The sequence below is a fragment of the Burkholderia alba genome (assembly GCF_034721475.1).
GTDB lineage: Bacteria > Pseudomonadota > Gammaproteobacteria > Burkholderiales > Burkholderiaceae > Burkholderia > Burkholderia alba.
This window is the reverse complement of the sequence record NZ_JAWJWL010000013.1, coordinates 97170-120037: the sequence shown is the minus strand read 5'-3', so window position 1 is coordinate 120037 and position 22868 is coordinate 97170. Positions and strand designations below refer to the sequence as shown.

At 69.5% G+C, this 22868-nt stretch carries 21 protein-coding genes and 1 pseudogene; 9 read left to right on the top strand and 13 right to left on the bottom strand.

The annotated features are described in order from the left end of the window. Positions 1–191: 191 nt before the first annotated feature. From RZR99_RS16690 to RZR99_RS16665, 6 genes are all read right to left on the bottom strand, one after another. Positions 192–950, bottom strand: a complete 759-nt coding sequence (locus tag RZR99_RS16690) for a fimbrial biogenesis chaperone (protein WP_323120876.1) — start codon at positions 948–950, stop codon at positions 192–194. Between the two features lie 108 nt (positions 951–1058). Further along, the gene (locus RZR99_RS16685; protein WP_323120875.1) at positions 1059–1601 is read right to left on the bottom strand and encodes a fimbrial protein; all 543 of its coding nucleotides are present in this window, start codon (positions 1599–1601) and stop codon (positions 1059–1061) included. A 308-nt stretch (positions 1602–1909) separates the two neighbouring features. Then, positions 1910–2137 (bottom strand): sulfurtransferase TusA family protein, encoded by a 228-nt coding sequence (locus tag RZR99_RS16680; RefSeq protein WP_323120874.1) that lies wholly within the window; start codon positions 2135–2137, stop codon positions 1910–1912. 142 nt (positions 2138–2279) lie between these two features. Next, positions 2280–3317 carry a Gfo/Idh/MocA family oxidoreductase gene (locus RZR99_RS16675; RefSeq protein WP_323120873.1) on the bottom strand — a complete coding sequence of 346 codons (1038 nt, stop codon included), beginning with the start codon at positions 3315–3317 and terminating at the stop codon, positions 2280–2282. A gap of 14 nt (positions 3318–3331) precedes the next feature. Further along, positions 3332–4351 (bottom strand): inositol 2-dehydrogenase, encoded by a 1020-nt coding sequence (iolG, locus tag RZR99_RS16670; protein WP_323120872.1) that lies wholly within the window; start codon positions 4349–4351, stop codon positions 3332–3334. Then, positions 4344–5225: a MurR/RpiR family transcriptional regulator gene (locus RZR99_RS16665; RefSeq protein ID WP_323120871.1), complete on the bottom strand. Its 882-nt coding sequence runs from the start codon at positions 5223–5225 to the stop codon at positions 4344–4346. The genes iolG and RZR99_RS16665 overlap by 8 nt, the downstream gene beginning before the upstream one ends. A 244-nt stretch (positions 5226–5469) precedes the next feature. Between RZR99_RS16665 and RZR99_RS16660 the strand changes: the two genes are divergently transcribed. The 7 genes from RZR99_RS16660 to iolB all read left to right on the top strand — a co-directional run bounded on the left by RZR99_RS16660 (position 5470) and on the right by iolB (position 14280). Next, positions 5470–6519 carry a sugar ABC transporter substrate-binding protein gene (locus RZR99_RS16660; RefSeq protein WP_323120870.1) on the top strand — a complete coding sequence of 350 codons (1050 nt, stop codon included), beginning with the start codon at positions 5470–5472 and terminating at the stop codon, positions 6517–6519. A 103-nt stretch (positions 6520–6622) separates the two neighbouring features. Beyond that, on the top strand, positions 6623–7768 hold the full coding sequence (locus RZR99_RS16655; protein ID WP_323120869.1) for an ABC transporter permease: 1146 nt from the start codon (positions 6623–6625) through the stop codon (positions 7766–7768). A gap of 13 nt (positions 7769–7781) precedes the next feature. Further along, on the top strand, positions 7782–8582 hold the full coding sequence (locus RZR99_RS16650; RefSeq protein ID WP_323120868.1) for an ATP-binding cassette domain-containing protein: 801 nt from the start codon (positions 7782–7784) through the stop codon (positions 8580–8582). A gap of 13 nt (positions 8583–8595) precedes the next feature. Further along, positions 8596–10587 (top strand): bifunctional 5-dehydro-2-deoxygluconokinase/5-dehydro-2-deoxyphosphogluconate aldolase, encoded by a 1992-nt coding sequence (locus tag RZR99_RS16645; protein ID WP_323120867.1) that lies wholly within the window; start codon positions 8596–8598, stop codon positions 10585–10587. An 11-nt stretch (positions 10588–10598) separates the two neighbouring features. Further along, positions 10599–12572, top strand: a complete 1974-nt coding sequence (gene iolD / locus RZR99_RS16640) for a 3D-(3,5/4)-trihydroxycyclohexane-1,2-dione acylhydrolase (decyclizing) (RefSeq protein ID WP_323120866.1) — start codon at positions 10599–10601, stop codon at positions 12570–12572. Further along, positions 12569–13480 carry a myo-inosose-2 dehydratase gene (gene iolE / locus RZR99_RS16635; protein WP_323120865.1) on the top strand — a complete coding sequence of 304 codons (912 nt, stop codon included), beginning with the start codon at positions 12569–12571 and terminating at the stop codon, positions 13478–13480. Before iolD ends, iolE begins: the two co-directional genes overlap by 4 nt. Continuing rightward, a complete protein-coding gene (gene iolB / locus RZR99_RS16630) occupies positions 13480–14280 on the top strand; it encodes a 5-deoxy-glucuronate isomerase (RefSeq protein WP_323120864.1) in 801 nt (266 codons plus the stop codon). The genes iolE and iolB overlap by 1 nt, the downstream gene beginning before the upstream one ends. Before the next feature lie 40 nt (positions 14281–14320). Here iolB and RZR99_RS16625 read toward each other — a convergent pair whose 3' ends face one another. The 5 genes and pseudogenes from RZR99_RS16625 to RZR99_RS16605 all read right to left on the bottom strand — a co-directional run bounded on the left by RZR99_RS16625 (position 14321) and on the right by RZR99_RS16605 (position 19027). Then, on the bottom strand, positions 14321–14740 hold the full coding sequence (locus RZR99_RS16625; protein ID WP_323120863.1) for a helix-turn-helix domain-containing protein: 420 nt from the start codon (positions 14738–14740) through the stop codon (positions 14321–14323). A 250-nt stretch (positions 14741–14990) separates the two neighbouring features. Then, positions 14991–15686 carry an ABC transporter ATP-binding protein gene (locus RZR99_RS16620; RefSeq protein WP_323120862.1) on the bottom strand — a complete coding sequence of 232 codons (696 nt, stop codon included), beginning with the start codon at positions 15684–15686 and terminating at the stop codon, positions 14991–14993. After that, positions 15683–17646 (bottom strand): annotated as a pseudogene (locus RZR99_RS16615) (branched-chain amino acid ABC transporter ATP-binding protein/permease). The gene RZR99_RS16620 and the pseudogene RZR99_RS16615 overlap by 4 nt, the downstream one beginning before the upstream one ends. After that, on the bottom strand, positions 17639–18574 hold the full coding sequence (locus tag RZR99_RS16610; RefSeq protein ID WP_323120943.1) for a branched-chain amino acid ABC transporter permease: 936 nt from the start codon (positions 18572–18574) through the stop codon (positions 17639–17641). Before RZR99_RS16610 ends, RZR99_RS16615 begins: the two are co-directional and overlap by 8 nt. Positions 18575–18586: 12 nt before the next feature. Continuing rightward, complete coding sequence (locus RZR99_RS16605) at positions 18587–19027, bottom strand: acyl-CoA thioesterase (protein WP_323120861.1); 441 nt, start codon at positions 19025–19027, stop codon at positions 18587–18589. A gap of 429 nt (positions 19028–19456) precedes the next feature. Here RZR99_RS16605 and RZR99_RS16600 point away from each other — a divergent pair, with 429 nt between their 5' ends. Further along, positions 19457–19792, top strand: a complete 336-nt coding sequence (locus RZR99_RS16600) for a YbjQ family protein (protein WP_323120860.1) — start codon at positions 19457–19459, stop codon at positions 19790–19792. Positions 19793–19831: 39 nt separating this feature from the next. On the opposite strand, the gene RZR99_RS16595 is transcribed toward RZR99_RS16600, so the two are convergent. Continuing rightward, the gene (locus RZR99_RS16595; protein WP_323120859.1) at positions 19832–20368 is read right to left on the bottom strand and encodes an NUDIX domain-containing protein; all 537 of its coding nucleotides are present in this window, start codon (positions 20366–20368) and stop codon (positions 19832–19834) included. Between the two features lie 125 nt (positions 20369–20493). Then, entirely contained in the window at positions 20494–21750 is a 1257-nt protein-coding gene (locus tag RZR99_RS16590; protein ID WP_407655459.1) for a YbfB/YjiJ family MFS transporter, read from the bottom strand. Between the two features lie 119 nt (positions 21751–21869). On the opposite strand from RZR99_RS16590, the gene RZR99_RS16585 reads away from it, so the two are divergent. Continuing rightward, on the top strand, positions 21870–22835 hold the full coding sequence (locus tag RZR99_RS16585) for a LysR family transcriptional regulator (protein ID WP_323120858.1): 966 nt from the start codon (positions 21870–21872) through the stop codon (positions 22833–22835). Positions 22836–22868: the final 33 nt, after the last annotated feature.

Below are 22868 nucleotides of genomic sequence, written 5' to 3'. Positions count from 1 at the left end.
CGTGGCTGCGCCGGAGCGCGGGCCGTCGCACGGCGCGCGATCGCGTGTGCGGGTCTCTCGTTCGCATGGTTTAGCTAGATACGTCTCGGCGACGTGTTGCCGATCGCCGCCCCCCGTGGAGGCGACACCCCGTTCTTGTGAAGGCCCGCGTCGTCGCGCGGTGCCTGGCGTGTGCGGCTTGGCGCCGGATGCTACGGCTTCGGCTGCGCGCGGAACGCGCCGGCGACACCCGCGCCGTAGTCGTTGATCGTCGTGTACTCGACCTCGGCCGGCACCTCGGCGCTCACCGCGCCGATCTGGCCGACGTCGAATTCGACGGTCGCGCCGGGATCGACCATCGCGCCCTTGTCGTTGCAGTAGACCGCGCCGCCCGTGCGAGCGGCGATCCTGCTGAAGGTCACGTGGTACGGCGTCGGATTGGTCGCGGCCAGCGCGTAGCCGCCCGCGGCCCGCTTCGCGAAACGCCAGGTCACCTTCGCCGCCGCGTCGTTCGCATCGCCCGGCAGGCCGGCGGGACGGAAGAACAGCTTGATGCGCGAGCGGAACGCGAGCTGCAGGGAATTCGGCGTGCCAGGCGCCGTCTCGGCCAGCGGCGGCACCTCGAGCACATTGAGCCAGAACACCGATTCGCGATCCTCCGGCAGCGGATCCTGCGTGTGGATGATCCGCAGCGTCTGCCCTTTCTTCGGATCGAGCCGGAACAGCGGCGGCGTGAGCGTGAACGGCACCTTGGAATCGTCGGGCAGCGCGTTCGCGTTGCCGTCGTCGATCCAGGTCTGCACGAGCGCCGGCGCATCGCCGTCGTTGCTGAGCTTGAGCGTGACTTCGCGTTCCTTGGCCTGATAGATCACCCGCGTGCCGTTCAGCACCACGGATGCATGCGCCGCCGACGCGGCGGCAGAAATGACGCAGGCCGCGAACGCGGCGCGCCAATGCCGGTTGAATAACATTTCGATATCCGAATTATCGAGCGAACTGCGCCGCCCTGGTCCCCATCGCCGCCGGCGGGCATCGCGCCCGCCGGCTTACTGCAATGACTGCTGCTGCAAGCGTCCGTCTTACTGGTAGACGATCGAGTAGAGCGTCGTGGTCGTCACGCTGCCCGCCGTCGCCGCGCCGCCCGTCGCGACGTATTGCGCGTAGTAGTTGAGCGTTGCCGCGCCGCCCGACAGCGCGACCGGCTTCGAGTTCTGGCTCGCCTGCGCCGCACCCAGCTGGATGCTCGAATTGTCCGAGTTCAGCAGGCCGACCTGCACGTTGGCGGCACCGCCCGGCGCCGTGTTGACGAGGCGGCCCGTCGTCGTGTCGACGGTCGCGCCCGGCTCGAAGTAGGTGGACACGTTGCCCGAGTTCGGCGTGCACTTCGACAGCGCGATGTTGAACGGCGTGCGGCCGGCGGCGGCACCCGCCGTCGCCAGCGTCGATGCCGACACCGTCGGCAGCGTGACCGTGAAATCCTTGCCGCCGCCGTTGCCGCTGATCGTGCAGGTCTGGGACGTCACCTGACCGTTGATCGTGATCGTGCCGTCCGCCGCGAACGCCGCCGGCGCCGCTGCCAGAGTCACGGCCGCTGCCAGGATCCCCGTGCGCATATCCTTCATGAATGACCTCTACAAATGGTTTGGTGTGATGTTGAGAGCGATTGGTCTGACGCAACGAAACAAACGTGAAACACCCCGTCCGTCGCGACTCGGTCATTATCGAGATAAGACCGTAAGCTTTCTGTTATCTATTGTTAAATCACGCCAGAACAAGCGTTAAACAAAGTCAAACGTCATTCACGGAAAATAAAGACGCGGACACAATGGCGAGTTGCTGCGAGCCGTTTCGGACAGCCAACAAAAATGCCGCCCGGGCCTTGCCCGGAGCGGCATTCGGTAAAACGTGGAAGGAATCGGCGCGGGCCGGATCAGCGGCGGCGCATCAGAAATACGAAGATTTTGTCCTGTGCCGACGATTCGACGATTTCGTTGCCCGTCTGCTTCGCGAAAGCCGCGAAGTCCCGCTGAGACCCCGGATCGGTGGCGAGCACCTTGAGAATCTGGCCGCTTTCCATGTCGGCCAGCGCTTTTTTGGCGCGCAGGATCGGCAGCGGGCAATTGAGCCCGCGCGCGTCCACTTCCTTGTGAATTTGCATCGGCTTTCGACCTTCGAATGAGGCGCCGCGTCGCGGCGCCGGAGGAAGGCCGGATTTTACCGCAGCGCGCCCTTCCCCGTCGGAGCGCCGCGCGGCGCGGGCGGGAACGTGCCGACGCCGGCCTTCCCGCCCGCGATTTCCCTTACAGATCGATCGCGCGTCCGGTATGCAGCGCCTCGCGCAGCGCGTGACCGATGCGGGTCGCCTCCAGCGCGTCGGCGAGCGTCGCGCCGCCCGACGTCCCCCCCGTGCGCACGGCCGCGACGAATGCGCGCGCTTCGTGCAGGAACGCGTCCTCGAAGCGATCGAAGAAGGTCGGCGTGCAGGTGTTGCGGATCCCGCTCGCATCGTAGATCTCGACGCGGTTCGCGCGCGGATTGCGGCCGATCGCGAGCGCGCCCGCCGTGCCGATCACCTCCGAATGCGTATCGTTGCCGTGCGCCATCGTGCGCGACGCGTAGAACATCGCGAGACCGCCGCCGTCGAACTCGCAGATCGCGACGCCGTTGTCGACATCGCCGCTCGCGCGCAAGCCGTCGTGCAGCGCGATCGTGCCCGCCGCGAACACGCGTTTCGCGCGCGGCCCGCCGAGCAGCCAGCGCGCGACGTCGATGTCGTGCACCGTGCAGTCGAGGAAAATGCCGCCGGAGGTCGGCGCGAAGCGCACGAAGAAGCCGTCGGGATCGTTCTGGTCGCAGGTCTGCGAGCGCACCAGGAACGGCCGGCCGATCGAGCCCGCCGCGATGCGCTCGTACGCGTCGCGATAGCTCGGATCGAAACGGCGCATGAAGCCGATCATCGCCTGCAGCTGCGGGCGTGCCGCCGCTTCGGCGAGCACCCGCTCGCACTCGGCGAGATCGAGCGACAACGGCTTCTCGCAGAACACGTGCTTGCCCGCGCGCAGCGCAGCGACGATCTGCTCCGCGTGCAGCGCCGACGGCGTGACGAGCCACAGCGCGTCGACCTCGGGGTCGGCGACGAGCGCGTCGTAGTCCGCATGGATGCGCGGCACCTGCAGCACGTCGCGCGCCCACGCGCACTCGTCCGCGACCGGACTGCACGCCGCGACGAGCCGCGCGCCCGGCACGCGGCTCGCGAGATTTTCCGCATGGCGGCGGCCGAGCCGGCCGAGGCCCGCGATGCCGATCCTGACCGGTTCCAGCTGATTGTCAACAGTCATGTCCGTCCCCCTCGTCATGCGCCGGCTTCGTCGAGCCGGATCGCGCGGCCTTCGCGCCACGAGCGGGTGGCCGCCTCGGCCAGCGCCAGCGCCTTCACACCGTCCGAGACCGTCGTGCGCACCGGTTCGCCGCGCGTCACGGCCGCGAAGAAGTGTTCGATCTCGCGCGCGTAGGCGGCGCGATAGCGTTCGAGGAAGAATGCCTCGGGCAGATCGGTCGAGACGGCCTGCGCCGAGTAGCCGGTGACTTCGGTCGGCCGCACGTTGCCCGCCTGCAGCATGCCGTGGCTGCCGAGCACCTCGAAGCGCTGGTCGTAGCCGTACGCGGCGCGGCGCGCGGTGTTGATCTGGCACAGCCGGCCGCGTTTCGTGCGGATCGTGACCGCGGTCGAATCGATGTCGCCCGCGTCCGCGATCGCGGGATCGGACAGGCAGCTGCCCGTCGCGTGCAGCGACTCCGCCTCGTCGTCGAGGATCCAGCGGAAGATGTCGAAATCGTGGATCAGCATGTCCTTGAAGATGCCGCCCGAGTGCCGGATGTAGTCGACGGGCGGCGCGCCCGGATCGCGGCTCGTGACGACGAGCATCTCCGGCGTGCCGATCTCGCCCGCATCGAGCCGGGCCTTCAGCGCGGCGAAGGTCGGATCGAAGCGGCGCTGGAAGCCGATCATGCAGACGACGCCCGCGCGCGCCACCGCCGCCTCGCACTCCCGCGCCCGCGCGACCGTCAGGTCGACGGGTTTCTCGCAGAACACGTGCTTGCCCGCGCCCGCCGACCGGACGATCAGGTCCGCGTGGGTGTCGGTGCTCGAACACACGACCGACGCGCCGACCGACGCATCGCCCAGCGCGCCGTCGAGATCGGCGGCCTTCGCGCCGTGCTGCGCCGCGAGCGCCGCCGCGGCCTCCGGGTTCACGTCCACCACGTACTTGAGCCGCACGCCCGGCTGGCGGACCAGGTTGGCCGCGTGGATGCGGCCGATCCGGCCTGCGCCGAACACCGCGACGTCGAGCGTCGGAACTGCTTCAGTCATCGTATCCTCCAGTGTCCTTGACTTCTTCTACGTTCAACTCGAGCCGGTACGCGAGCGCGATGAACAGCGCCTGGCACAGGCAGATCGTGCTCGTGAGCGAACGGAACGCGAACGCGCTGCCCTCCTTCACGAGCAAATGGGCGCTGGCGTCGCGCACGAGCGGCGACAGCCGGCTATCGGTGATCACCAGCGTTTGCGCATGGTTGTGCCGCGCGGCGCGCAGGCAGTACTGGGTTTCCTTGCCGTACGGCGCGAAGCTGATCGCGATCACGACATCGCCCTTCCTCACGCTGCGGATCTGCTCGCGGTACATGCCGCCGAGCCCCGACACCAGGTGAACCCGCTTCGCGGTGTGCTGCAGCGCGTAGACGATGTAGCTCGCGACCGGAAACGAGCGACGCACGCCCATCACGTAGATGTTGTCGGCCCGCTCGAGCATCGTCACCGCAGCGTCGAACTGCGCGTCGTCGAGGCCGGTCGCCAGTTCCTCGAGCCCGGAGCGCGACGCGTCGATGAACTGGCGCGCCACCGTCCCGCCCGACATCGGCCCCGCCTTCTCGTCGATCAGGTTGCGGATGCGCTGCTGATAGCTCTGCACCGTCGGGTTCTGGCCGGTGTACGCATCCTTGAACACCGCCTGCAGATCGGAAAACCCCGAGAAGCCGAAGCGCTGCGCGAACCGCACGACGGCGGACGGATGCACGCCGCAGCGCTCCGCGATGTCGCTCGTGCGATCCATCATCACGCTGGCCCGGTGCTCGTCGATATAGGACGCGATGCGCTTCAGCTGCCGCGGCAGCGAATCGTAGTCGTCGGTGATCCGCTGCAGCAGATCGTCGATGTTCGGGACCGCGGGTTGAGACGTTTCTTGCATGGTGTCGAGGCTCCCCGCCCTGCTGCGGCGCCGCATGCGCGCCTGCCGGACAGCGTGGCCAACTGGTTTTTGACGTGCTCCGAGTATAGGCACTCGTCACATGAAATGGAATAGATTTTCCAAATCATTTGAAAATAAAATTTCCTTTGCAATACGCGAAAAGTTGGCCTACTCTTGCTCGTGAGCGCTGCGGGATGCAGGCTCGCCGTTCGACCCATAACGACAGACAGAGAAAGGTGGAGACATGAGACTTTGCAGAGGCAAGGCCGCCGTTCGGGCATTCGCGGCGGCGCTGGCCGTCGCGGCGGGCGTGGGCTTCGGCGCACCGGCCGCGCATGCCGGGGACGCCCGTTTCGTCCTGATCACCCATGCACCCGATTCCGACTCGTGGTGGAACACGATCAAGAACGCGATCAAGCAGGCGGACGAGGACTTCAACGTCACGACGGACTACCGCAACCCGCCGAACGGCGACATCGCCGACATGGCGCGCCTGATCGAGCAATCGGCCGCCCGCGACTACGACGGTGTGATCACGACGATCGCCGATTTCGACGTGCTGAAGAATTCGCTCGGCAAGGTCACGGCGAAGAAGATCCCGCTCGTCACGATCAATTCCGGCACCGAGGAACAGAGCGCGCAGCTCGGCGCGATCATGCACGTCGGCCAGCCCGAGTACGTCGCCGGCCATGCGGCGGGCGAAAAGGCGAAGGCGGCGGGCGTGAAGACCTTCGTCTGCGTCAACCACCTCGCGACCAACACCGTGTCGTTCGACCGCTGCCGCGGCTTCGCCGACGCGATCGGCGCCGACTACAAGACCTCGACGATCGATTCCGGCCAGGACCCGACCGAGATCCAGTCGAAGGTCAGCGCGTACCTGCGCAAGAACCCGAACACGCAAGCGATCCTGACGCTCGGGCCGACGCCCGCCTCGGCGACGCTGAAGGCCGTCCAGCAGATGGGCCTCGCGGGCAAGATCTATTTCGCGACCTTCGACTTCTCCGACGACATCGCGAAGGCGATCCAGAGCGGCACGATCCAGTTCGCGATCGATCAGCAGCCGTACCTGCAGGGCTACATCCCTGTCGCGGTGCTCGCGATCGTGAAGAAGGACAAGACCACCGACCCGGTGAAGATCCGCCGGATCCTCGAAGCCAATCCGAAGTTCCAGGCGCGCCTCGCGACCTACGGGCTGCAGCCGTCGTACGGTCCGAAGAACATCCGCTCCGGCCCGGGGTTCATCACCAAGGCCAATCTCGACAAGGTGTTGAAGTACGCGGGCCAGTACCGCTGAGCGGCCGCGACGGCCGATCCAATCGTAGCGCGGCGCCCCCGCCGCGCGCTTTACCGGCCAGGCGGGGCTGCCCGCCCCGCGCGCCGGGCATCAAGGAGACATCATGGGTGTAGCCGGTAAACCTCTGTCCGCGCATACGCAGGAGCCGCCCCAGCCCGGGGCCCGCCCCGACGAGCGGGTGCGCGGCGAAGCGTGGTTCCAGCGCTTCCTCAACCGCCCCGAATTCGCCGCGATCTCCGGCACCGTGCTGGTGTTCGCGATCTTCGCGTTCGGCGCGGGCGGCTCGGGCATGTTCAATCTCGACGGGATCATGAACTGGTCGCAAGTCGCCGCGTATCTCGGCATCCTGGCGGTCGGCGCATGCCTGCTGATGGTCGCGGGCGAATTCGACCTGTCGATCGGCTCGATGATCGGCTTCGCCGGGATGATGGTCGCCATCCCGACCGTCTATTTCCACTGGCCGATCTGGGCCGCGATCCTGTTCGCCTTCGCGGGCTCGATGGCGCTCGGCGCGCTGAACGGCTATCTCGTGATGCGCACCCGGCTGCCTTCGTTCATCGTCACGCTCGCGTTCCTGTTCATTCTTCGCGGCCTGACGCTCGCGCTGTCGATCATGTTCGCCGATCGCACCATCGTGTCGGGTCTCGGCGACTACGCGCACGCCGATCCGGTCACGCACTTCCTGTTCCAGGGCGTCGCATTCCACGATGTGTTCCGCTGGCTCGCGCATGCGGGCTTCGGCCAGTTGCTCGACAACGGCGAGCCGCTCGTGCCGGGCGTGCCGAAGGTGATCCTGTGGTGGCTCGCCGTCACGGCGATCGGTGCGTTCGTGCTCGCGAAAACCCGCTACGGCAACTGGATCCTCGCCGTCGGCGGCGACGCGAACGCGGCGAAGAACGTCGGCGTACCGGTGCGCCGCGTGAAGATCTCGCTGTTCGTGCTGACCGCGTTCTGCGCGTGCCTCTTCGCGGTGCTGCAGGTGGCCGACATCGGGTCCGCCGCCGCCGACCGCGGGCTGCAGAAGGAATTCGAAGCGATCATCGCCGCGGTGATCGGCGGCACGCTGCTCACCGGCGGCTACGGCTCGGTGATCGGCGCCGCGTTCGGCGCGCTGATCTTCGGCGTCGTGCAGATCGGCATCACCTACACCAACATCAGCTCGGACTGGTTCCGGGTGTTCCTCGGCGTGATGCTGCTGATCGCCGTGCTCTTCAACCACTACGTGCGCCGCCGCGTGTCGCAATCGTAACGGGAGCCGTCTCATGTCCACTCCGCAATCCGACGACACGATCCTCGCGCTCGAGAACGTCAGCAAGTATTTCGGCAAGGTGATCGCGCTGTCCGGCGTCACGCTGCGCCTGAAGCGCGGCGAAGTGCACTGCCTGCTGGGCGACAACGGCGCCGGCAAGTCGACCCTGATCAAGACGCTCGCCGGCGTGCATGCGCCGTCCGACGGGCAGTACCTGGTCGACGGCAAGCCGGTGCGCTTCGAATCGCCGAAGGACGCGCTCGACCTCGGCATCGCGACGGTCTACCAGGATCTGGCGCTCGTGCCGCTGCTGTCGGTCGCGCGCAACTTCTTCATGGGCCGCGAGCCGCAGAAAAAGCTGTTCGGCTTCATCAACGTGATGGATCTCGATTCCAGCGCGCAGGTCGCCGGCGCGAAGCTCGCCGAGATGGGCATCAACGTGCGCGACCCGCATCAGCCGATCGGCACGATGTCGGGCGGCGAACGGCAATGCCTCGCGATCGCGCGCGCGATCCATTTCGGCGCGCGCGTGCTGATTCTCGACGAGCCCACCGCCGCGCTCGGGGTCAAGCAGAGCTTCAACGTGCTGAAGCTGATCCACACCGCGCGCGCGAAAGGCATCTCGGTGATCTTCATCACGCACAACGTGCACCACGCGTATCCGATCGGCGATTCGTTCACGCTCCTCAACCGGGGGCGCTCGCTCGGCACGTACACGAAGGACACCATCAGCAAGGACAAAGTGCTCGACATGATGGCGGGCGGCGCCGAGATGCAGAAGATGATCGGTGAACTCGACGGCGCGACGATCTAACACAGGACCCGTTATGGCTCTTACTCCCCTTCCCTTTGCGCAGAACCGGGCGCTCGACGTGATCTGCATCGGCCGCGTCGCGGTCGATCTCTATGCGCAGCAGATCGGCGCGCGGCTCGAAGACGCGACGAGCTTCGCCCGCTATCTGGGCGGCTCGTCGGGCAACATCGCGTTCGGCTGCGCGCGGCTCGGCCTCAAATCGTCGATGCTGTCGCGGGTCGGCCGCGATCACATGGGGCGCTTCCTTGCCGAAACGCTCGACCGCGAGGGCTGCGACACGAGCCACCTGCGCACCGACCCCGACCGGCTGACCGCATTCGTGCTGCTCGGCATCAAGGACCGCGACACGTTTCCGCTGATCTTCCATCGCGAGAACTGCGCGGACATGGCGTTCGACGAGCAGGACGTCGACGAGGCGTACATCGCGTCCTCGAAGGCGCTCCTCATCACCGGCACCCACTTCTCGACCGAACAGGTCAATCGCGCGAGCCGTCGGGCGCTCGACTGCGCGCGCCGCAACCAGGTCCGCACGGTGCTCGACATCGACTACCGCCCGGTGCTGTGGGGGCTGACCGGCAAGGCCGACGGCGAAACCCGCTTCATCGCGAACGAAGGCGTGACCGCGCACCTGCAGCGGATCCTGCCGCTGTTCGATCTCGTGATCGGCACCGAAGAGGAATTCCGCATCGCGGGCGGCAAGGACGCGCTGCTCGATGCGCTCGCGATGGTCCGCGCGGTGACGCCCGCGACCCTCGTCGTGAAGCGCGGCCCGCTCGGCTGCTCGATCGTCGAAGGCCAGGTGCCCGCGACGCTCGATGCGCTCGCGCTGATCGGCGGCGTGGAGGTCGAGGTGATGAACGTGCTGGGTGCGGGCGACGCCTTCGCCTCCGGGTTCCTGTCGCAGTGGCTGCGCGGCCGGCCGCTCGATACCGCCGCGCGCGTCGCGAACGCGTGCGGCGCGCTCGTGGTGTCGCGCCACGGCTGCTCGCCCGCGATGCCGACGCCCGCCGAACTCGACTATTTCCTCGCCGAGGCGCAAAGCGATCCCGTCCGGATGCGCCGCCCCGATCTCGATCGCACGCTCGCGCGCCTGCACCGGGTGACGCCGGCACGCACGCCGCGCACCGAGGTGCTCGGCTTCGCGTTCGACCATCGCAACCAGTTCTTCGAGCTGGCGCAGCTGACGGGCGCGCCGCTCGCGCGAATCGACACGCTCAAGCGGCTGTTCGTCGAGGCCGTTGCACAGACCGAGCAACAGCTCGGCCTGCAAGGCCGGATCGGCGTGCTGATCGACGATCGCTACGGCCAGGACGCGCTGAACGACGCGACCGGACGCGGCTGGTGGATCGGCCGCCCGGTCGAGCTGCCCGGTTCGCTGCCGCTCGAATTCGATCACGGCCGCTCGATCGGCACCGCACTCGCGTCGTGGCCCCGCGAGCACGTCGTGAAGTGCCTCGTCCGCTACCATCCGGACGAACCGCTCGAACGGCGAATCGAGCAGGAGGCGCAGCTGCGCGCGCTCTACGACGCGGTGCAGGAAAGCGGCCACGAACTGCTGCTCGAAGTGATCCCCCCGCGCCATGCCGATCTGCCGCAAGGCCCCGACACCGTGTATCGCGCGCTGAAACGCCTGTACAACCTCGGCATCTACCCGGAATGGTGGAAGCTCCTGTCGCTCGACGCCGCGCAATGGCAGGCGGTCGACGCGCTGATCGCCGAGCGCGATCCGCATTGCCGCGGCGTGGTGCTGCTCGGCCTGTCCGCGCCGGTCGACGAACTGGTCGACGGCTTCCGCGCGGCCGCCGCGTCGTCGACCTGCCGGGGCTTCACGGTCGGCCGGACGATCTTCCACGAGCCGAGCCGCGCGTGGCTCGCGGGCGAGATCGGCGACGACGAGGTCATCGCGCGCGTGCGCCAGACCTTCGAGACGCTGATCGGCGCGTGGCGCGAGGCGCGCGCGGGCGCCTCCCGCGGCAACGGCGGCGCCGCGCGGCGCGTGGCGTAGGAGCGCCCGCGATGAACCAGCGAGCGTTGCACCCCAACTCCAACGAGGATCCCAACGTGAACGACCTCTCCCCCGGCACCGTCCGCCTCACCGCCGCGCAAGCGCTGGTCCGCTACCTGGCCGCGCAGCGGGTCGCGGCAGACGACGGCAGCGGTCGCACCGAGCCGCTGTTCGGCGGCGTGTTCGCGATCTTCGGCCACGGCAACGTCGCCGGGCTGGGCGAAGCGCTGTACCAGCACCGCGATGCGTTGCCGACCTATCGCGCGCACAACGAACAGGCGATGGCGCACAGCGCGATCGCCTACGCGAAAGCGCATTTCCGACGCCGGATGATGGCCGTCACGACGTCGATCGGACCGGGCGCGACCAACCTCGTCACCGCGGCGGCGCTCGCACACGTGAACCGGCTGCCCGTGCTGCTGCTGCCGGGCGACGTGTTCGTATCGCGCGCGCCGGACCCGGTGCTGCAGCAGATCGAGGATTTTCACGACGGCGGCGTGTCGGCCAACGACGCATTCAAGGCCGTGTCGCGCTACTTCGACCGCATCGTGCACCCCGCGCAACTGCTCGCCGCGCTGCCGCGCGCGCTGCGCGTGCTGACCGACGCGGCGCTGTGCGGCCCGGTCACGCTCGCGCTGCCGCAGGACGTGCAGACGATGGCGTACGACTATCCGCTCGCCTTCTTCGCGCCGCGCGTCGTGTCGTTTCATGCGCCCGCGCCCGTCGAGGCGGAGCTCGCGGCCGCGCTCGCGCTGTTGCGCGGCGCGCGGCGGCCGTTCATCGTCGCGGGCGGCGGCGCGCTGTACAGCGAAGGCGGCGCGGCCGCGCTGCGCGCGTTCGCCGAGCGCCACGGCATCCCGGTCGGCGAGACCCAGGCAGGCAAGAGCGTGCTGCCGTGGGATCACGCGCTGAACGCGGGCGCGGTCGGCGTGACGGGTTCGCCCGCGGCCAACGCGCTCGCCAGCGCGGCCGACTGCGTGATCGCCGTCGGCACACGGCTGCAGGATTTCACGACCGGCTCGAATACGCTGTTCCCGCAGGCCGCCGTGATCGGCATCAACGCGAACGCGTTCGACGCGCTGAAGCATCGCGCGGCGATCGTCGAGTCGGATGCGCGGCTCGCCCTCGACGCGTTGTCCGCCCGCCTCGCCGACTGGCGCGCCGACGCCGCCTGGACCGAACGGGCGCACACGCTCGCCGCGCAGTGGCGCGACGCGGTCGACACGCTCACCGGCGCGCCCGCGCGCGCCGGTGAGCTGCCCTACGAAGCCGACGTGATCGGCGCGATCCAGCGCTCCGCGCCGGACTCCGCCGCGCGCGACATCGCGGTGTGCGCGGCCGGCACGCTGCCCGCCGAACTGCACAAGCTGTGGCGCGCGGCCGCGCCCGGCGGCTATCACGTCGAGTACGGCTACTCGTGCATGGGCTACGAGATCGCGGGCGGTCTCGGCGCGAAGCTCGCGCGCCCCGATCGCGACGTCGTCGTGACGGTCGGCGACGGCAGCTACCTGATGCTGAACAGCGAGATCGCGACCTCGGTGATGCTCGGCGCGAAACTGATCGTCGTCGTGCTCGACAATCGCGGCTACGGCTGTATCAACCGCCTGCAGCAGGCCTGCGGCGGCGCGCCGTTCAACAATCTGCTGGACGACTGCGTGCAGGGCCCGCTCGGCGCGCCGCCGATCGACTTCGCCGCGCATGCGCGCGCCCTCGGCGCGCACGCCGAGCATGTCGCGGACATCGGCGCGCTCGACGCCGCGCTGCGGCGCGCCCGCGCCGCCGAGCGCACCTACGTGATCAGCATCGACACCGATCCGGCCCGCACCACGCCCGACGGCGGCTGGTGGTGGGAGGTCGCGGTGCCGGAAGTCTCGCCGCGCGAGGCGGTGCGCGACGCGCGCGTCCGCTACGAACAACAGGTCGCGGCACGCGCGGGCAGCGCCGTGCCGCCCCCCTCTCCCTCTACTCCGGAATCATCGACATGAGCGCATTCGACATCCGTATCGGCATCAATCCGCTGTCGTGGATGAACGACGACCTGCCGTCGCTCGGCGGCGAGACCCCCTTGTCCGTCGCGCTGACGGAAGGCCGCGAAATCGGCTACGAGGGTTTCGAGCTCGGCAACAAGTTTCCGCGCGAGCCGCAGGCGCTCAAGACGCTCCTCGCGCAATACGACCTGTCGCTCGTCTCGGGCTGGTATTCCGGACGGCTCGCCCGGCGCAGCGTGCAGGAAGAAATCGACGCGGTCGGCCCGCATCTGGAGCTGCTCGCGAAGAACGGTGCGACAGCGATGGTGTACGGCGAGGTGGCGGACACCATCCAGGGCGCGCCTCAGCCGCTCTATCAGCGCCCGCGCTTCACGACGGACGCGCAGTGGGACACCTACGCGCAGCGGCTCGACGCGTTCGCGCGCTATACGCTGAGCCACGGCGTGCGGCTCGCGTACCACCATCACATGGGCGCGTACGTCGAGACGCCCGCCGACGTCGATCGCCTGATGGCGTCGACCAGCGACGCGGTCGGCCTGCTGTTCGACGCGGGACACATCACGTTCGCGGGCGGCGACGCGCTGACCGAGCTGCGCAAGCACATCGGCCGGGTCTGTCACGTGCACTGCAAGGACGTGCGCCCGGCCGTGATCCGGCTCGCGCGCAACCGCAACTGGAGCTTTCTCGACGCCGTGATCAACGGCGCATTCACCGTGCCGGGCGACGGCGCGATCGACTTCCCGGCGCTCGTCGACCTGCTCAAGCGGCACGGCTATCGCGGCTGGTTCGTCGTGGAAGCCGAGCAGGATCCGGTCGTCGCGCCGAGCTACGCGTACGCGAAAAAGGGCTACCAGACACTGCGCGCGCTCGTCGACGCGCCGCTCGATCACCAGGAGGCAGCGTAATGGACCTGCTCGTCAAGGGCGCGGGCGACGGCACGTCGATCGCGCGCGTCACGCCGGAATCGGCGCACTGGCAGCACGTCGGCTTCGCCGCCTACCGGCTGCGAACCGGCGAAACGCTCGCGCTGCACGAAGCCGCGCGCGAGATGTGCATCGTCGTGCTGACCGGCACGGTCGACATCGAGGCCGACGACGGGACACAGTGGACCGCGCTCGGCTCGCGCGACAGCGTGTTCGACGGCGTCGCGCCCTACGCGCTGTACCTGCCGCCGGGCCCGCGCGTCACGGTCCGCGCGTCGCGCGATGCGGAGCTGGGCGTGGCCAGCGCGCCCGCGGCCGGCCGCTATCCGGCGCGGCTCATCACGCCGTCGCAGATGAAGCGCTCCGTGCGAGGCAGCGGCGCGAACACGCGCTACGTGTGCGATATCCTGCCGCAGACGGAAGCGGCCGAAGCGCTGCTCGTCGTCGAGGTGCGCACGCCGTCGGGACATTCGTCGAGCTACCCGCCGCACAAGCACGACACCGACAACGTGCCGCTCGAAAGCTCGCTCGAGGAAACCTACTATCACCGCGTGCATCCGCCGCAGGGCTTCGTGTTCCAGCGCGTCTATACCGACTCGCGCGATCTCGACGAATCGATGGCCGTCTGCGATCACGACGTCGTGCTGGTGCCGCGCGGCTACCATCCGGTCGTCGTGCCCTACGGCTACGAGTCGTACTACCTGAACGTGATGGCCGGTCCCACCCGCGTGTGGCACTTCAAGAACGATCCGGCGCACGAGTGGATGCTGGAAGGCCGCTGAGCCGGCCCGGCCCGCCGCTCGCCGGACGGCCGCGGCGGGATCAGCGTTTCAGCGCGGCGCCGTAGAACTGCTCGATGAGTTCCTGGACCAGGTAACGGTGATGCGGCGACAGCGCGTCGATTTTCGACGCGAGTTCGATCGTCTCCACCGTCACCGGATAGGCGGCGCGCGACAGCGGCGGCGGCGGCGCATACGCGCCCGAGCCGGACGGCGGGCCGTAATGCAGCCAGTGCAGATCGACCCGCAGCCAGTCGGCCAGCGTGCGCAGTTTTTCGAGCGTCGGGATCGTGCGGCCGGACAGCCATTTGTGCGCGGTCTGCGGCGTGATCGAATGCGCGCCGCGGTGGCGCAGATTGAACTGCAAAGCCAGCGCCGTCGCCCCCTTCACCTGCTCCGGGCTGCGCAACAACGCAAATTTCAGACGTTCGGTGAACGCCGATTTTTCTTCGGACGTCGGCATGCGCGCATTGTCGCGTTCCCGGCGCGGCGCGCGGACAACCGACAAGCTATATTTAACTCTCGTTCGCGCTAAAAACGAATTCGGCGCCGCCTTCTTTCGGCCGGAAAATGCCTTTAATCCCCATCAATGCGAGAGATAGCGAAAAAATGGCGAGCCGTAACCCGCCATGCGTCCGATCGCCTTACCTTAATTGAGATAATGCGGATGCCGCTGCACGCGGGCGTAACGCCGCGCATCGGCCGGCCATCGCTCACCCCACGCTCAGCCACCGCTGCGCGGTCGCTTCGTCGATCCCGTCGCGCGTCCCGTCGTAGACGATCTCGCCGCGCCCCATCACGGCGACGCGCGACGCGATCGCCGGTGCCAGCTGCATCCGCTGTTCGATGAGCAGGATCGCGACCCCGCCGGCGCGCAGCCTCGCGAGCGCATCGCCGACCTGGCCGACGGCTTGCGGCGCGAGCCCTTCCGCCGGCTCGTCGACGATCAGCAGACGCGGCGCGGCAACCAGCGCCCGCGCCAGTGCGAGCATCTGCTGCTCGCCGCCCGACAGCACGCCGGCCTTCGCGCGCCAGCGCTCGGCGAGCATCGGAAAGGACGCGATCACCGCGTCGAACGCGGCCGGCGACGGCGCGCCGCGCAGCCCCAGCCGCAAGTTGTCCTTCACGCTCAGCAACGGGAACACGTCGCGACTCTCCGCCACGTAGCCGATTCCGCGTCGAGCGATCGCGAAGGTCGGCGCGCCGGTCAGCTCCTCGCCGTCGAAGCGCACGGAGCCCGTCGCGCGCACCATCCCCATGATCGCCTTCGCCAGCGTCGAACGGCCCGAGCCGTTGCGGCCAAGCAGCGCCAGCGCTTCGCCGCGCGCGATCGTCAGGTCGACGCCGTCCAGCACTTGCCGCGATCCGTATCCGGCACGCAAGCCGCGCAGTTCGAACCACCCGCTCATGTCCCGAAGCCCTCCCCCAGATAGGCCGCGCGCACCGCCGGGTCCGCCCGGATCTCGGCGGGCGTACCGGTCGCGATCCGTTCGCCGCGCACCAGCACCGAGATGCGGTCGGCCAGTCCGAACACCGCGTCCATGTCGTGCTCGATCATCAGCAGCGTGCGGCCCGCCGTCGTCGCGCGGATCAGTTCGATCGTCCGCTGCGCGTGCTCGCGGCTCATCCCGGCGGTCGGTTCGTCGAACAGGAACAGCGATGCGCCGCTCGCCAGCGCGAGCCCGACGTCCAGCGCGCGCTGCTCCGCATAGCTGAGCGCACCCGCGAGCACATCCCGGCGCGCCGCGAGGCCGATCGCGTCCATCACGTCGTGCGCGGCGCGGTCGATCGCGGCCGATTCGCGCAGCCGGCGCCACCAGCGGCGGCGCTGCGCGGGGGCGTGCAGCGCCGCGCAGCGCAGGTTGTCGAACACCGACAGGCGCTCGAACACCGAGGTCTGCTGGAAGCTGCGCGCGACGCCGAGACGGGCGACCGCATGCGGGCCGCGCCGGCCGATATCGATGCCGTGCAGCCGGATCCGGCCGCGCGTCGGCGGCATCGCGCCCGCGATCAGGTTGAAGAGGGTCGACTTGCCCGCGCCGTTCGGCCCGATCAGCGCATGCCGTTCGCCGGGCGCGATCGACAGATCGATACCGCGCAGGATCGAGGTCGCGCCGAAGCGCTTGTCGACGCCCGACAGGCACAGCGCCGGCACGTTCGCGCTCATCGCGGCGCTCCCGGGCCGCCGCCGCGCCGCGCGACGGCGCCCAGCGCCAGCGCGACGACCGCCGCGGCAGCCGCGACGCCCCATCCGAACGGTGCGGCGGCCGCGAGCCGCCACGGTCCGAGCACGGCGATCTGCCCGTCATCGCGCCCGAACTGCCACGCATAGCCCATTTCCGCCGCGACGACGATCGCGATGCACCAGGCCGCCGCCGCGACCGCCCCGCACCCCGCGCGCCATCCCGCGCCGCGCGCGCCGCGCCGCCGCCACGCAGCCAGCCGGGCGCGACTCCATCCGCTCACGCCGTCGGGCGCGGCCATCACCACGACCACGAACACGAGTCCGAGATACAGCGGCCAGGCCCGCGACACGTTCGCCACGAATACACTGAAAAACGTCAGCAGCACGGCACCCACGACCGGCCCGAAAAACGTCGACGTGCCGCCGATCACCACCGCGAACAGCACCGCGCCCGAACGCGCCATGCCGACGCTCTCCGTCGTCGCGACTTCGACGTTGATCAGCGACAGCGCGCCCGCGATGCCCGCGAAAAACGCGGCCGCGACCGTCATCGCGAACCGCACGCGGCGCGGGTCGGTACCGAGCGCCGCCACCCGCGCCGGATTGTCGCGCACCGCGCGGGCGAGCCGCGCGAACGGCGTGCGCGTGATCCCGTACATCGCGAGCGCGGCCAGCACGCACCAGCCGGCAATCAGCGCGTAGGCCTGCGCGGCCGGCGCGAAATTCCATCCCAGCCATGCGCCGGCCGTGCGGTCGATCGATACGCCGCCCGGGCCGCCGAACCAGTCGGGCACGCTCCACGCCGCCGCCGCGACCAGCTCGCCCAGCCCGAGCGTGATCATCGCGAACGCGGTGCCCGCGCGCCGCGTGGCGATCCACCCGAACAGCACGCCGAACCCCGCCCCCGCCACGCCGCCCGCCAGCGGCAGCAGCGGCAACGGCAGTCCGAAACGGATGAATCCGTGCGCGGCGGCGAACGCGCCCAGGCCGGCCAGCGCCGCGTGTCCGAACGACAGCAGGCCGGTGCCGCCGAGCAGCAGGTTGTACGACAGCGCGAGCACGATCAGCGCGGCGGTCTGCGCCAGATAGCCGAGCATCCAATCCTGCGGCCACGCCCAGGCGGGCACCGCGAGATACGCAGCGAACGCCAGCCAGGGCAACCCGCCGCGGATCGGCCTACGCATCGGCGCGCTCGCCGAACAGCCCGCGGGCACGGCACGCCAATACCGCGACGAGCAGCAGATACGGCACGAGCGGCGCGAGTTGCGCGAGCGTGAGCCCGCCCCAGGCAGCCGGCAGCGCACCTCCGGCCCGGTTCGCAACGTCGCCCAGCGAGAGGCTGCTGGCGGTGGCGAAGGTCTGCAGACAACCGACCATCAGCGAAGCCGCGAGGGCCCCGCCCAGCGAACCGAGCCCGCCGATCACGACGACCGCGAACACGATCGAGCCGAGCGTTTCCGCCATCGCGGGTTCGAGCACCGCGAGCGGCGCACCGATCACGCCGGCCAGTGCGGCCAACGCGGTGCCGGCCGCGAACACCAGCGTCATCACGCGCGGCACGTCGTGGCCGAGCGCTTCGACGGCCGCGCGGTGCGTGAGCGCCGCGCGCACGACGAGCCCCGTCCGCGACACGCGCAACACGGCCCACAGCACGCCCAGCATCGCGATCGACACCGCCATCATGAACGCGCGATAACGCGGAAACGGCGCGCCGTAGACCGTGAACAGCGGCCCGTCGAGCACGGCGGGCACCGGCGCGGCGAGCGGCGCGAGGCCCCACGCCAGCTTCACGCCTTCGGCGATCAGATACGCGAGCCCGAAGGTCAGCAGCAGTTCGCCCAGATGTCCGCGCGCCTTCACGCGACGCAGCAGCGTGCGCTCGCCGAGCGCGCCGAGCAGACCGACGAAGAGCGGCGCGACGACCAGCGCCGCCCAGAAATTCGAGCACGCGGCGATCGCGTAGCCGACATACGCGCCGAGCATGTAGCAGCTCGCATGCGCGAAGTTCAGCACGCCGAGCATGCTGAAGATCAGCGTCAGCCCGGCCGAGAGCATGAACAGCAGCAGGCCGTAGCTCAAGCCGTTCAGCGCGTTGACGACCATCGACTGCATCATGCGCGCGCCCTATTGCCCGAGCGGCGCGAGCGCGGCGCGCAATGCATCGGGCAGCGCCACCGGCCGCCGGCTGTCGCGGCCGACGTACACGTGGACGAAATGCCCCTGCGCGGCCGCCGTCGGGTCGCCTTCGGCGAACAGCCCGATTTCGTAGCGCACGCTCGACGAACCGAGTTTCGCGACCCGCAGGCCCGCGTCGACACGTTGCGGAAAGACCAGCGGCGCGAAGTAGTTGCACTGCGTCTCGACCACCAGACCGATGGTCGACCCGCGCTCCACGTCGAGCACGCCCGCGCGGATCAGGAACTCGTTCACCACCGTATCGAAGTAGCTGTAGTAGACGACGTTGTTCACGTGGCCGTAGACGTCGTTGTCCATCCAGCGGGTCGTGATCGGCAGGAAATGACGATAGGCGCTGCGCGGCAGCGCGACAGGTTTGACGGTGGACATGATCGGAAGAGTCAGAGAGAAGCGTTGGACAGGCGCACGGCGGCGCCGGCGATCGCGCGGCGCGGGCCGGCGCCGTCACGGGCCGCCGACGCGCGAGGCGTTCGCGCGGTGCGGCACGCGGCCCCCTCGCGCCGCGCGAACGCGGCGCATCCACGACCGCCGCCCGACCACCCGGACGGGCGCATCGCGAGTGCGGCGGCGCCGCGGCGGAAAGGCATCGGATGACGGAGGGGGTGGGCCACGGGCAATCCTCTTCGGTCCTGCAGGTTGGCGTTCGCCGGACGGCGGCGCGCTGGACAAACCGCCGCCGCCCGGGCGACCATGCGACACCGGCCGGCGTGCCGCACAGAAAAACATACATCGCGCCAAATTCCAAGAGGCCGGCGCGGCCTCCGGCACGCCGAGCCCGCCCATCCAACGGAGAACACCATGGCAGACCGGAACCTGATCACCACCACCTTCGACCTTCCCGGCTACCGGATCGAACGCTCGCTCGGCATCGCGCGCGGCATCGTCGTGCGCTCGCGCTCGATCGTCGGCACGTTCGGCGCGTCGATCCAGACGCTGTTCGGCGGCAACATCTCGCTCTACACGTCGCTTTGCGAGCGCGCGCGGCAGGATGCATACGAACGAATGCTCGCGCAGATGGCCGAACTCGGCGGCAACGGCATCGTCGGCATGCGCTACGACGCAACGGAAATCGGTTCGGGCGTGACCGAAGTGCTGTGCTACGGGACCGCCGTGCGCGTGAGCCCGCTCGATTGAGCGCCGCCCGCGCGATGCCGCCGGCCGGCCAGGCGCCCGCTACTGCCCCGCCCGCTCGACGAATTCGAAGTCGAGCCCGCGCGCGCGCATCCAGTCGGCGAGCGCATAGCCGGTCCCCGCGCGCCACGGCCGCAGTGCCGGCGGATCGACGAGCCGGTATTCGAGCAGTTCCGGCGACAGCGCGATCTCGCCGTACGCGCGCACGTGATACGCGATGATCAGTTCGTTCTTCCGGATGAATTCGTAGACGCCGACCAGCTCGACCGTCTCCGCTTCGAGCGCCGTTTCCTCGCGCACCTCGCGGGCGATGCCCGCTTCCGGCGTCTCGCCGTTCTCGAGGAATCCGGTGATGAGCGCGAACACGCCTTCCGGCCAGGCCGCGTTGCGGGCGAGCAGGATCTTGCCGTCGTATTCGACGATCGCGGCCACCACCGGCAGCGGGTTGTTCCAGTGAACGTAGCCGCAGCCGGCATCGGGGCAGGCCTGCCGCAGCCGGCCGCCTTCTTCGGCGGGATCGGCCCGCTCGGTCAGAGGGCGCGCGCAGCGAGGGCAGAAACGGTAGTCGGCAGTCGTCATCGTGAGGAGAGGACGGGCGTCTGTTCGCTCACGCCGCACCGACGGAGCACGCGCCCGTTCGGCGCTGGAAAGACTGCATTCTAGCGAGTTTGCACGCCGCGCATCGGGCATCGCGCCGCCGGCTTTCAGTCCGGTTGCGCACGTCGCGCCGCGTGCCACGCCCCCCCGGCGAAGCCTGCCGTGCCGATCATGAGCGACGCCACCGCGAGCCACAGCGCGGGCGCGAACGACCCGCTGTGCGCCGCGAGCGGCGCGGCGATCAGCGGCCCCGCGATCTGGCCGATGCCGTACGAGGCGGTCGCGTATCCCATCAGGCCCGCCGCGCGCTCGCCGTGCAGCCGGCGCGCCTCGCGCATCGCGAACAGCGTGATCGCGGTGAACGGCAGGCCGATCAGGATGCTGCCCAGCGAGAACCCGGACGCCGTCGGCCAGACGATGCCGAGCGCGACGCCCGCCGCCTGCAATGCGCAGCTGCAGGCAAGCAGCGCGCGGTTGTCCCAGCGAACCGGCAGCCGCGCCCCGAGCAGCGCACCGACGATCAGCGCGGCGCCGAACATCGGCCAGAACAGGTCCGGCCACGGCGAGCCCGCGGGCAGCGCGGCGCGCGCGATGACCGGCAGGAACGTCGCGGTAATGATGTAGCCGAAGCCCGGCAGACCGTAAAGCAGCACCAGCCAGCAGGCATCGGCCCGCGCCTGCCGCGCGCCGCCCGGCACGGCGGACGGCGGCGGCGGCGCGGCCGATGCGGCGCGGCGCGGCGACGGTTCCGCGAACACCCGCCACACGATCGCCGCCAGCACCGCCGACACCGCGGCGAAACCGATCCATCCGAGCGCCGAGCGCTGCCCCGCCAGCGCGCTGCCGATCAGGCCCGTCACGACGATGCCGAAACCGGGCCCGGTATAGATCACACCGCTCCACGCGGGCGCGTCGAGTTCGGCGAGGCGCCGCAATCCCCATTGCGATGCGAACACGAACGTCCACGCGCTCACGATGCCGCCCACGAAGCGCACCAGCGCCCATACGCCGAATGGGCACGCGACGCCCATCGCGAGCGTCAGCAGCACGGTCGCGGCCAGACCGGCGCGCACCATCCCGGCGGGCGACGCGGCCAACCGGGCGCAGGTCATCGCGCCGACGAAATAGCCGGCGTAGTTCGCTGACGCGAGCCAGCCGCCGTGGCGAATGTCGAGTTCGCCGCCCGCGAGCATCAACGGCAGCAGCGGCGTAAACGCAAACCGGCCGATGCCGAGCGCAACGGCCATCACGGCCGCGCAGGCGAGCGCCGCATCGCGCGCGCGCCGCTCGTCGCCGACCAGTGGCCGCGAGGGCGGCGGATCCTGCGCGACACCGGATACACCGGGGGGAGAAACCTGGTTCATGAGAATCGAATCCGACGGGTACCCCGCCGCGATAAAGCCCTGACGCGAACGATGCTAACTTGACCAACCCATCTCAAAAAATGAATAATTCAGATTCAATCCATCCCATGGAGAGAATCATGGATTTGGCAGCGCTGGCGATCTTTCGGGCGGTCGTGCGGGAAAACGGCGTCACGCGCGCCGCCGCCAAGCTCAACCGCGTGCAGTCGAACGTCACGACCCGGATCAAGCAGCTGGAGGCGCAGCTGGGCGCGGAGCTGTTCGTCCGCGACGGGCGCAGGCTGGTGCTGACGCCCGCCGGCGAAACCTTGCTGCCCTACGCGGAGCGCCTGCTCGCGCTCGCCGACGAAGCGCGCCACGCGGTGCGCGAGGACCGGCCGCGCGGCCGGCTGCGGCTCGGCACGATGGAAAGTACCGCGGCCAGCCGCCTGCCTGCCGTCCTCGCGCGCTATCACCAGACCTGGCCCGACGTCGCGCTCGAACTGGTCACCGGCACGACCGGCTGCCTGATCGACAAGGTCCGCGAGTTCGAGATCGACGCGGCGCTGGTCGCCACGCCGCTCGACCCCACGGTACTCGACGCACGCTTCGAAACGGCGGCGATCTTCCGGGAGGAACTGGTCGTGCTGACGCCGCGCGGGCATCCGAGCGTGCGCGCTCCGCGCGACGTGCTGCTGCCGACGCTCGTTGCCTTCGAGCGCGGTTGCGCGTACCGGAGCTACGTCGAACAGTGGTATGCGGCGCACGGGATGAAGCCCGCGCGCGTGCTGGAACTCGGGTCGTACCACGCGATCGTCGCCTGCGTCGCCGCGGGTGCGGGCATCGCCGTCGCGCCGCGCACGGTGCTCGACGCGCAGCGCGATCTCGACAACCTGTCGGTCCACCCGCTCGCCGGATTCGCGCCGATCGACACGCTGCTGATCTGGCGACAGGGCCACGCGTCGGCCGCCCTGAACGTGCTGCGCGACGCGCTGCTCGCGGCCACGGCCGGGCCGCCCGGCGCGCCGCCCGCCAGCCCGCGCAAGACCCGGAAGGAAACGCTCGCGCAGCCGGACTGCCCCGCGCGTCGTTTCGCCGGGCCATAAAAAAACCGCGAACCCTCCGGCTCGCGGTTTTTT

What these genes read in the sequence shown, in the direction of transcription:
- RZR99_RS16690 (WP_323120876.1), bottom strand. Translation starts at nt 950, where the DNA reads ATGTTATTCAACCGGCATTGGCGCGCCGCGTTCGCGGCCTGCGTCATT.
- RZR99_RS16685 (WP_323120875.1), bottom strand. Translation starts at nt 1,601, where the DNA reads ATGAAGGATATGCGCACGGGGATCCTGGCAGCGGCCGTGACTCTGGCA.
- RZR99_RS16680 (WP_323120874.1), bottom strand. Translation starts at nt 2,137, where the DNA reads ATGCAAATTCACAAGGAAGTGGACGCGCGCGGGCTCAATTGCCCGCTG.
- RZR99_RS16675 (WP_323120873.1), bottom strand. Translation starts at nt 3,317, where the DNA reads ATGACTGTTGACAATCAGCTGGAACCGGTCAGGATCGGCATCGCGGGC.
- iolG (WP_323120872.1), bottom strand. Translation starts at nt 4,351, where the DNA reads ATGACTGAAGCAGTTCCGACGCTCGACGTCGCGGTGTTCGGCGCAGGC.
- RZR99_RS16665 (WP_323120871.1), bottom strand. Translation starts at nt 5,225, where the DNA reads ATGCAAGAAACGTCTCAACCCGCGGTCCCGAACATCGACGATCTGCTG.
- RZR99_RS16660 (WP_323120870.1), top strand. Translation starts at nt 5,470, where the DNA reads ATGAGACTTTGCAGAGGCAAGGCCGCCGTTCGGGCATTCGCGGCGGCG.
- RZR99_RS16655 (WP_323120869.1), top strand. Translation starts at nt 6,623, where the DNA reads ATGGGTGTAGCCGGTAAACCTCTGTCCGCGCATACGCAGGAGCCGCCC.
- RZR99_RS16650 (WP_323120868.1), top strand. Translation starts at nt 7,782, where the DNA reads ATGTCCACTCCGCAATCCGACGACACGATCCTCGCGCTCGAGAACGTC.
- RZR99_RS16645 (WP_323120867.1), top strand. Translation starts at nt 8,596, where the DNA reads ATGGCTCTTACTCCCCTTCCCTTTGCGCAGAACCGGGCGCTCGACGTG.
- iolD (WP_323120866.1), top strand. Translation starts at nt 10,599, where the DNA reads ATGAACCAGCGAGCGTTGCACCCCAACTCCAACGAGGATCCCAACGTG.
- iolE (WP_323120865.1), top strand. Translation starts at nt 12,569, where the DNA reads ATGAGCGCATTCGACATCCGTATCGGCATCAATCCGCTGTCGTGGATG.
- iolB (WP_323120864.1), top strand. Translation starts at nt 13,480, where the DNA reads ATGGACCTGCTCGTCAAGGGCGCGGGCGACGGCACGTCGATCGCGCGC.
- RZR99_RS16625 (WP_323120863.1), bottom strand. Translation starts at nt 14,740, where the DNA reads ATGCCGACGTCCGAAGAAAAATCGGCGTTCACCGAACGTCTGAAATTT.
- RZR99_RS16620 (WP_323120862.1), bottom strand. Translation starts at nt 15,686, where the DNA reads ATGAGCGGGTGGTTCGAACTGCGCGGCTTGCGTGCCGGATACGGATCG.
- RZR99_RS16610 (WP_323120943.1), bottom strand. Translation starts at nt 18,574, where the DNA reads ATGCAGTCGATGGTCGTCAACGCGCTGAACGGCTTGAGCTACGGCCTG.
- RZR99_RS16605 (WP_323120861.1), bottom strand. Translation starts at nt 19,027, where the DNA reads ATGTCCACCGTCAAACCTGTCGCGCTGCCGCGCAGCGCCTATCGTCAT.
- RZR99_RS16600 (WP_323120860.1), top strand. Translation starts at nt 19,457, where the DNA reads ATGGCAGACCGGAACCTGATCACCACCACCTTCGACCTTCCCGGCTAC.
- RZR99_RS16595 (WP_323120859.1), bottom strand. Translation starts at nt 20,368, where the DNA reads ATGACGACTGCCGACTACCGTTTCTGCCCTCGCTGCGCGCGCCCTCTG.
- RZR99_RS16590 (WP_407655459.1), bottom strand. Translation starts at nt 21,750, where the DNA reads ATGAACCAGGTTTCTCCCCCCGGTGTATCCGGTGTCGCGCAGGATCCG.
- RZR99_RS16585 (WP_323120858.1), top strand. Translation starts at nt 21,870, where the DNA reads ATGGATTTGGCAGCGCTGGCGATCTTTCGGGCGGTCGTGCGGGAAAAC.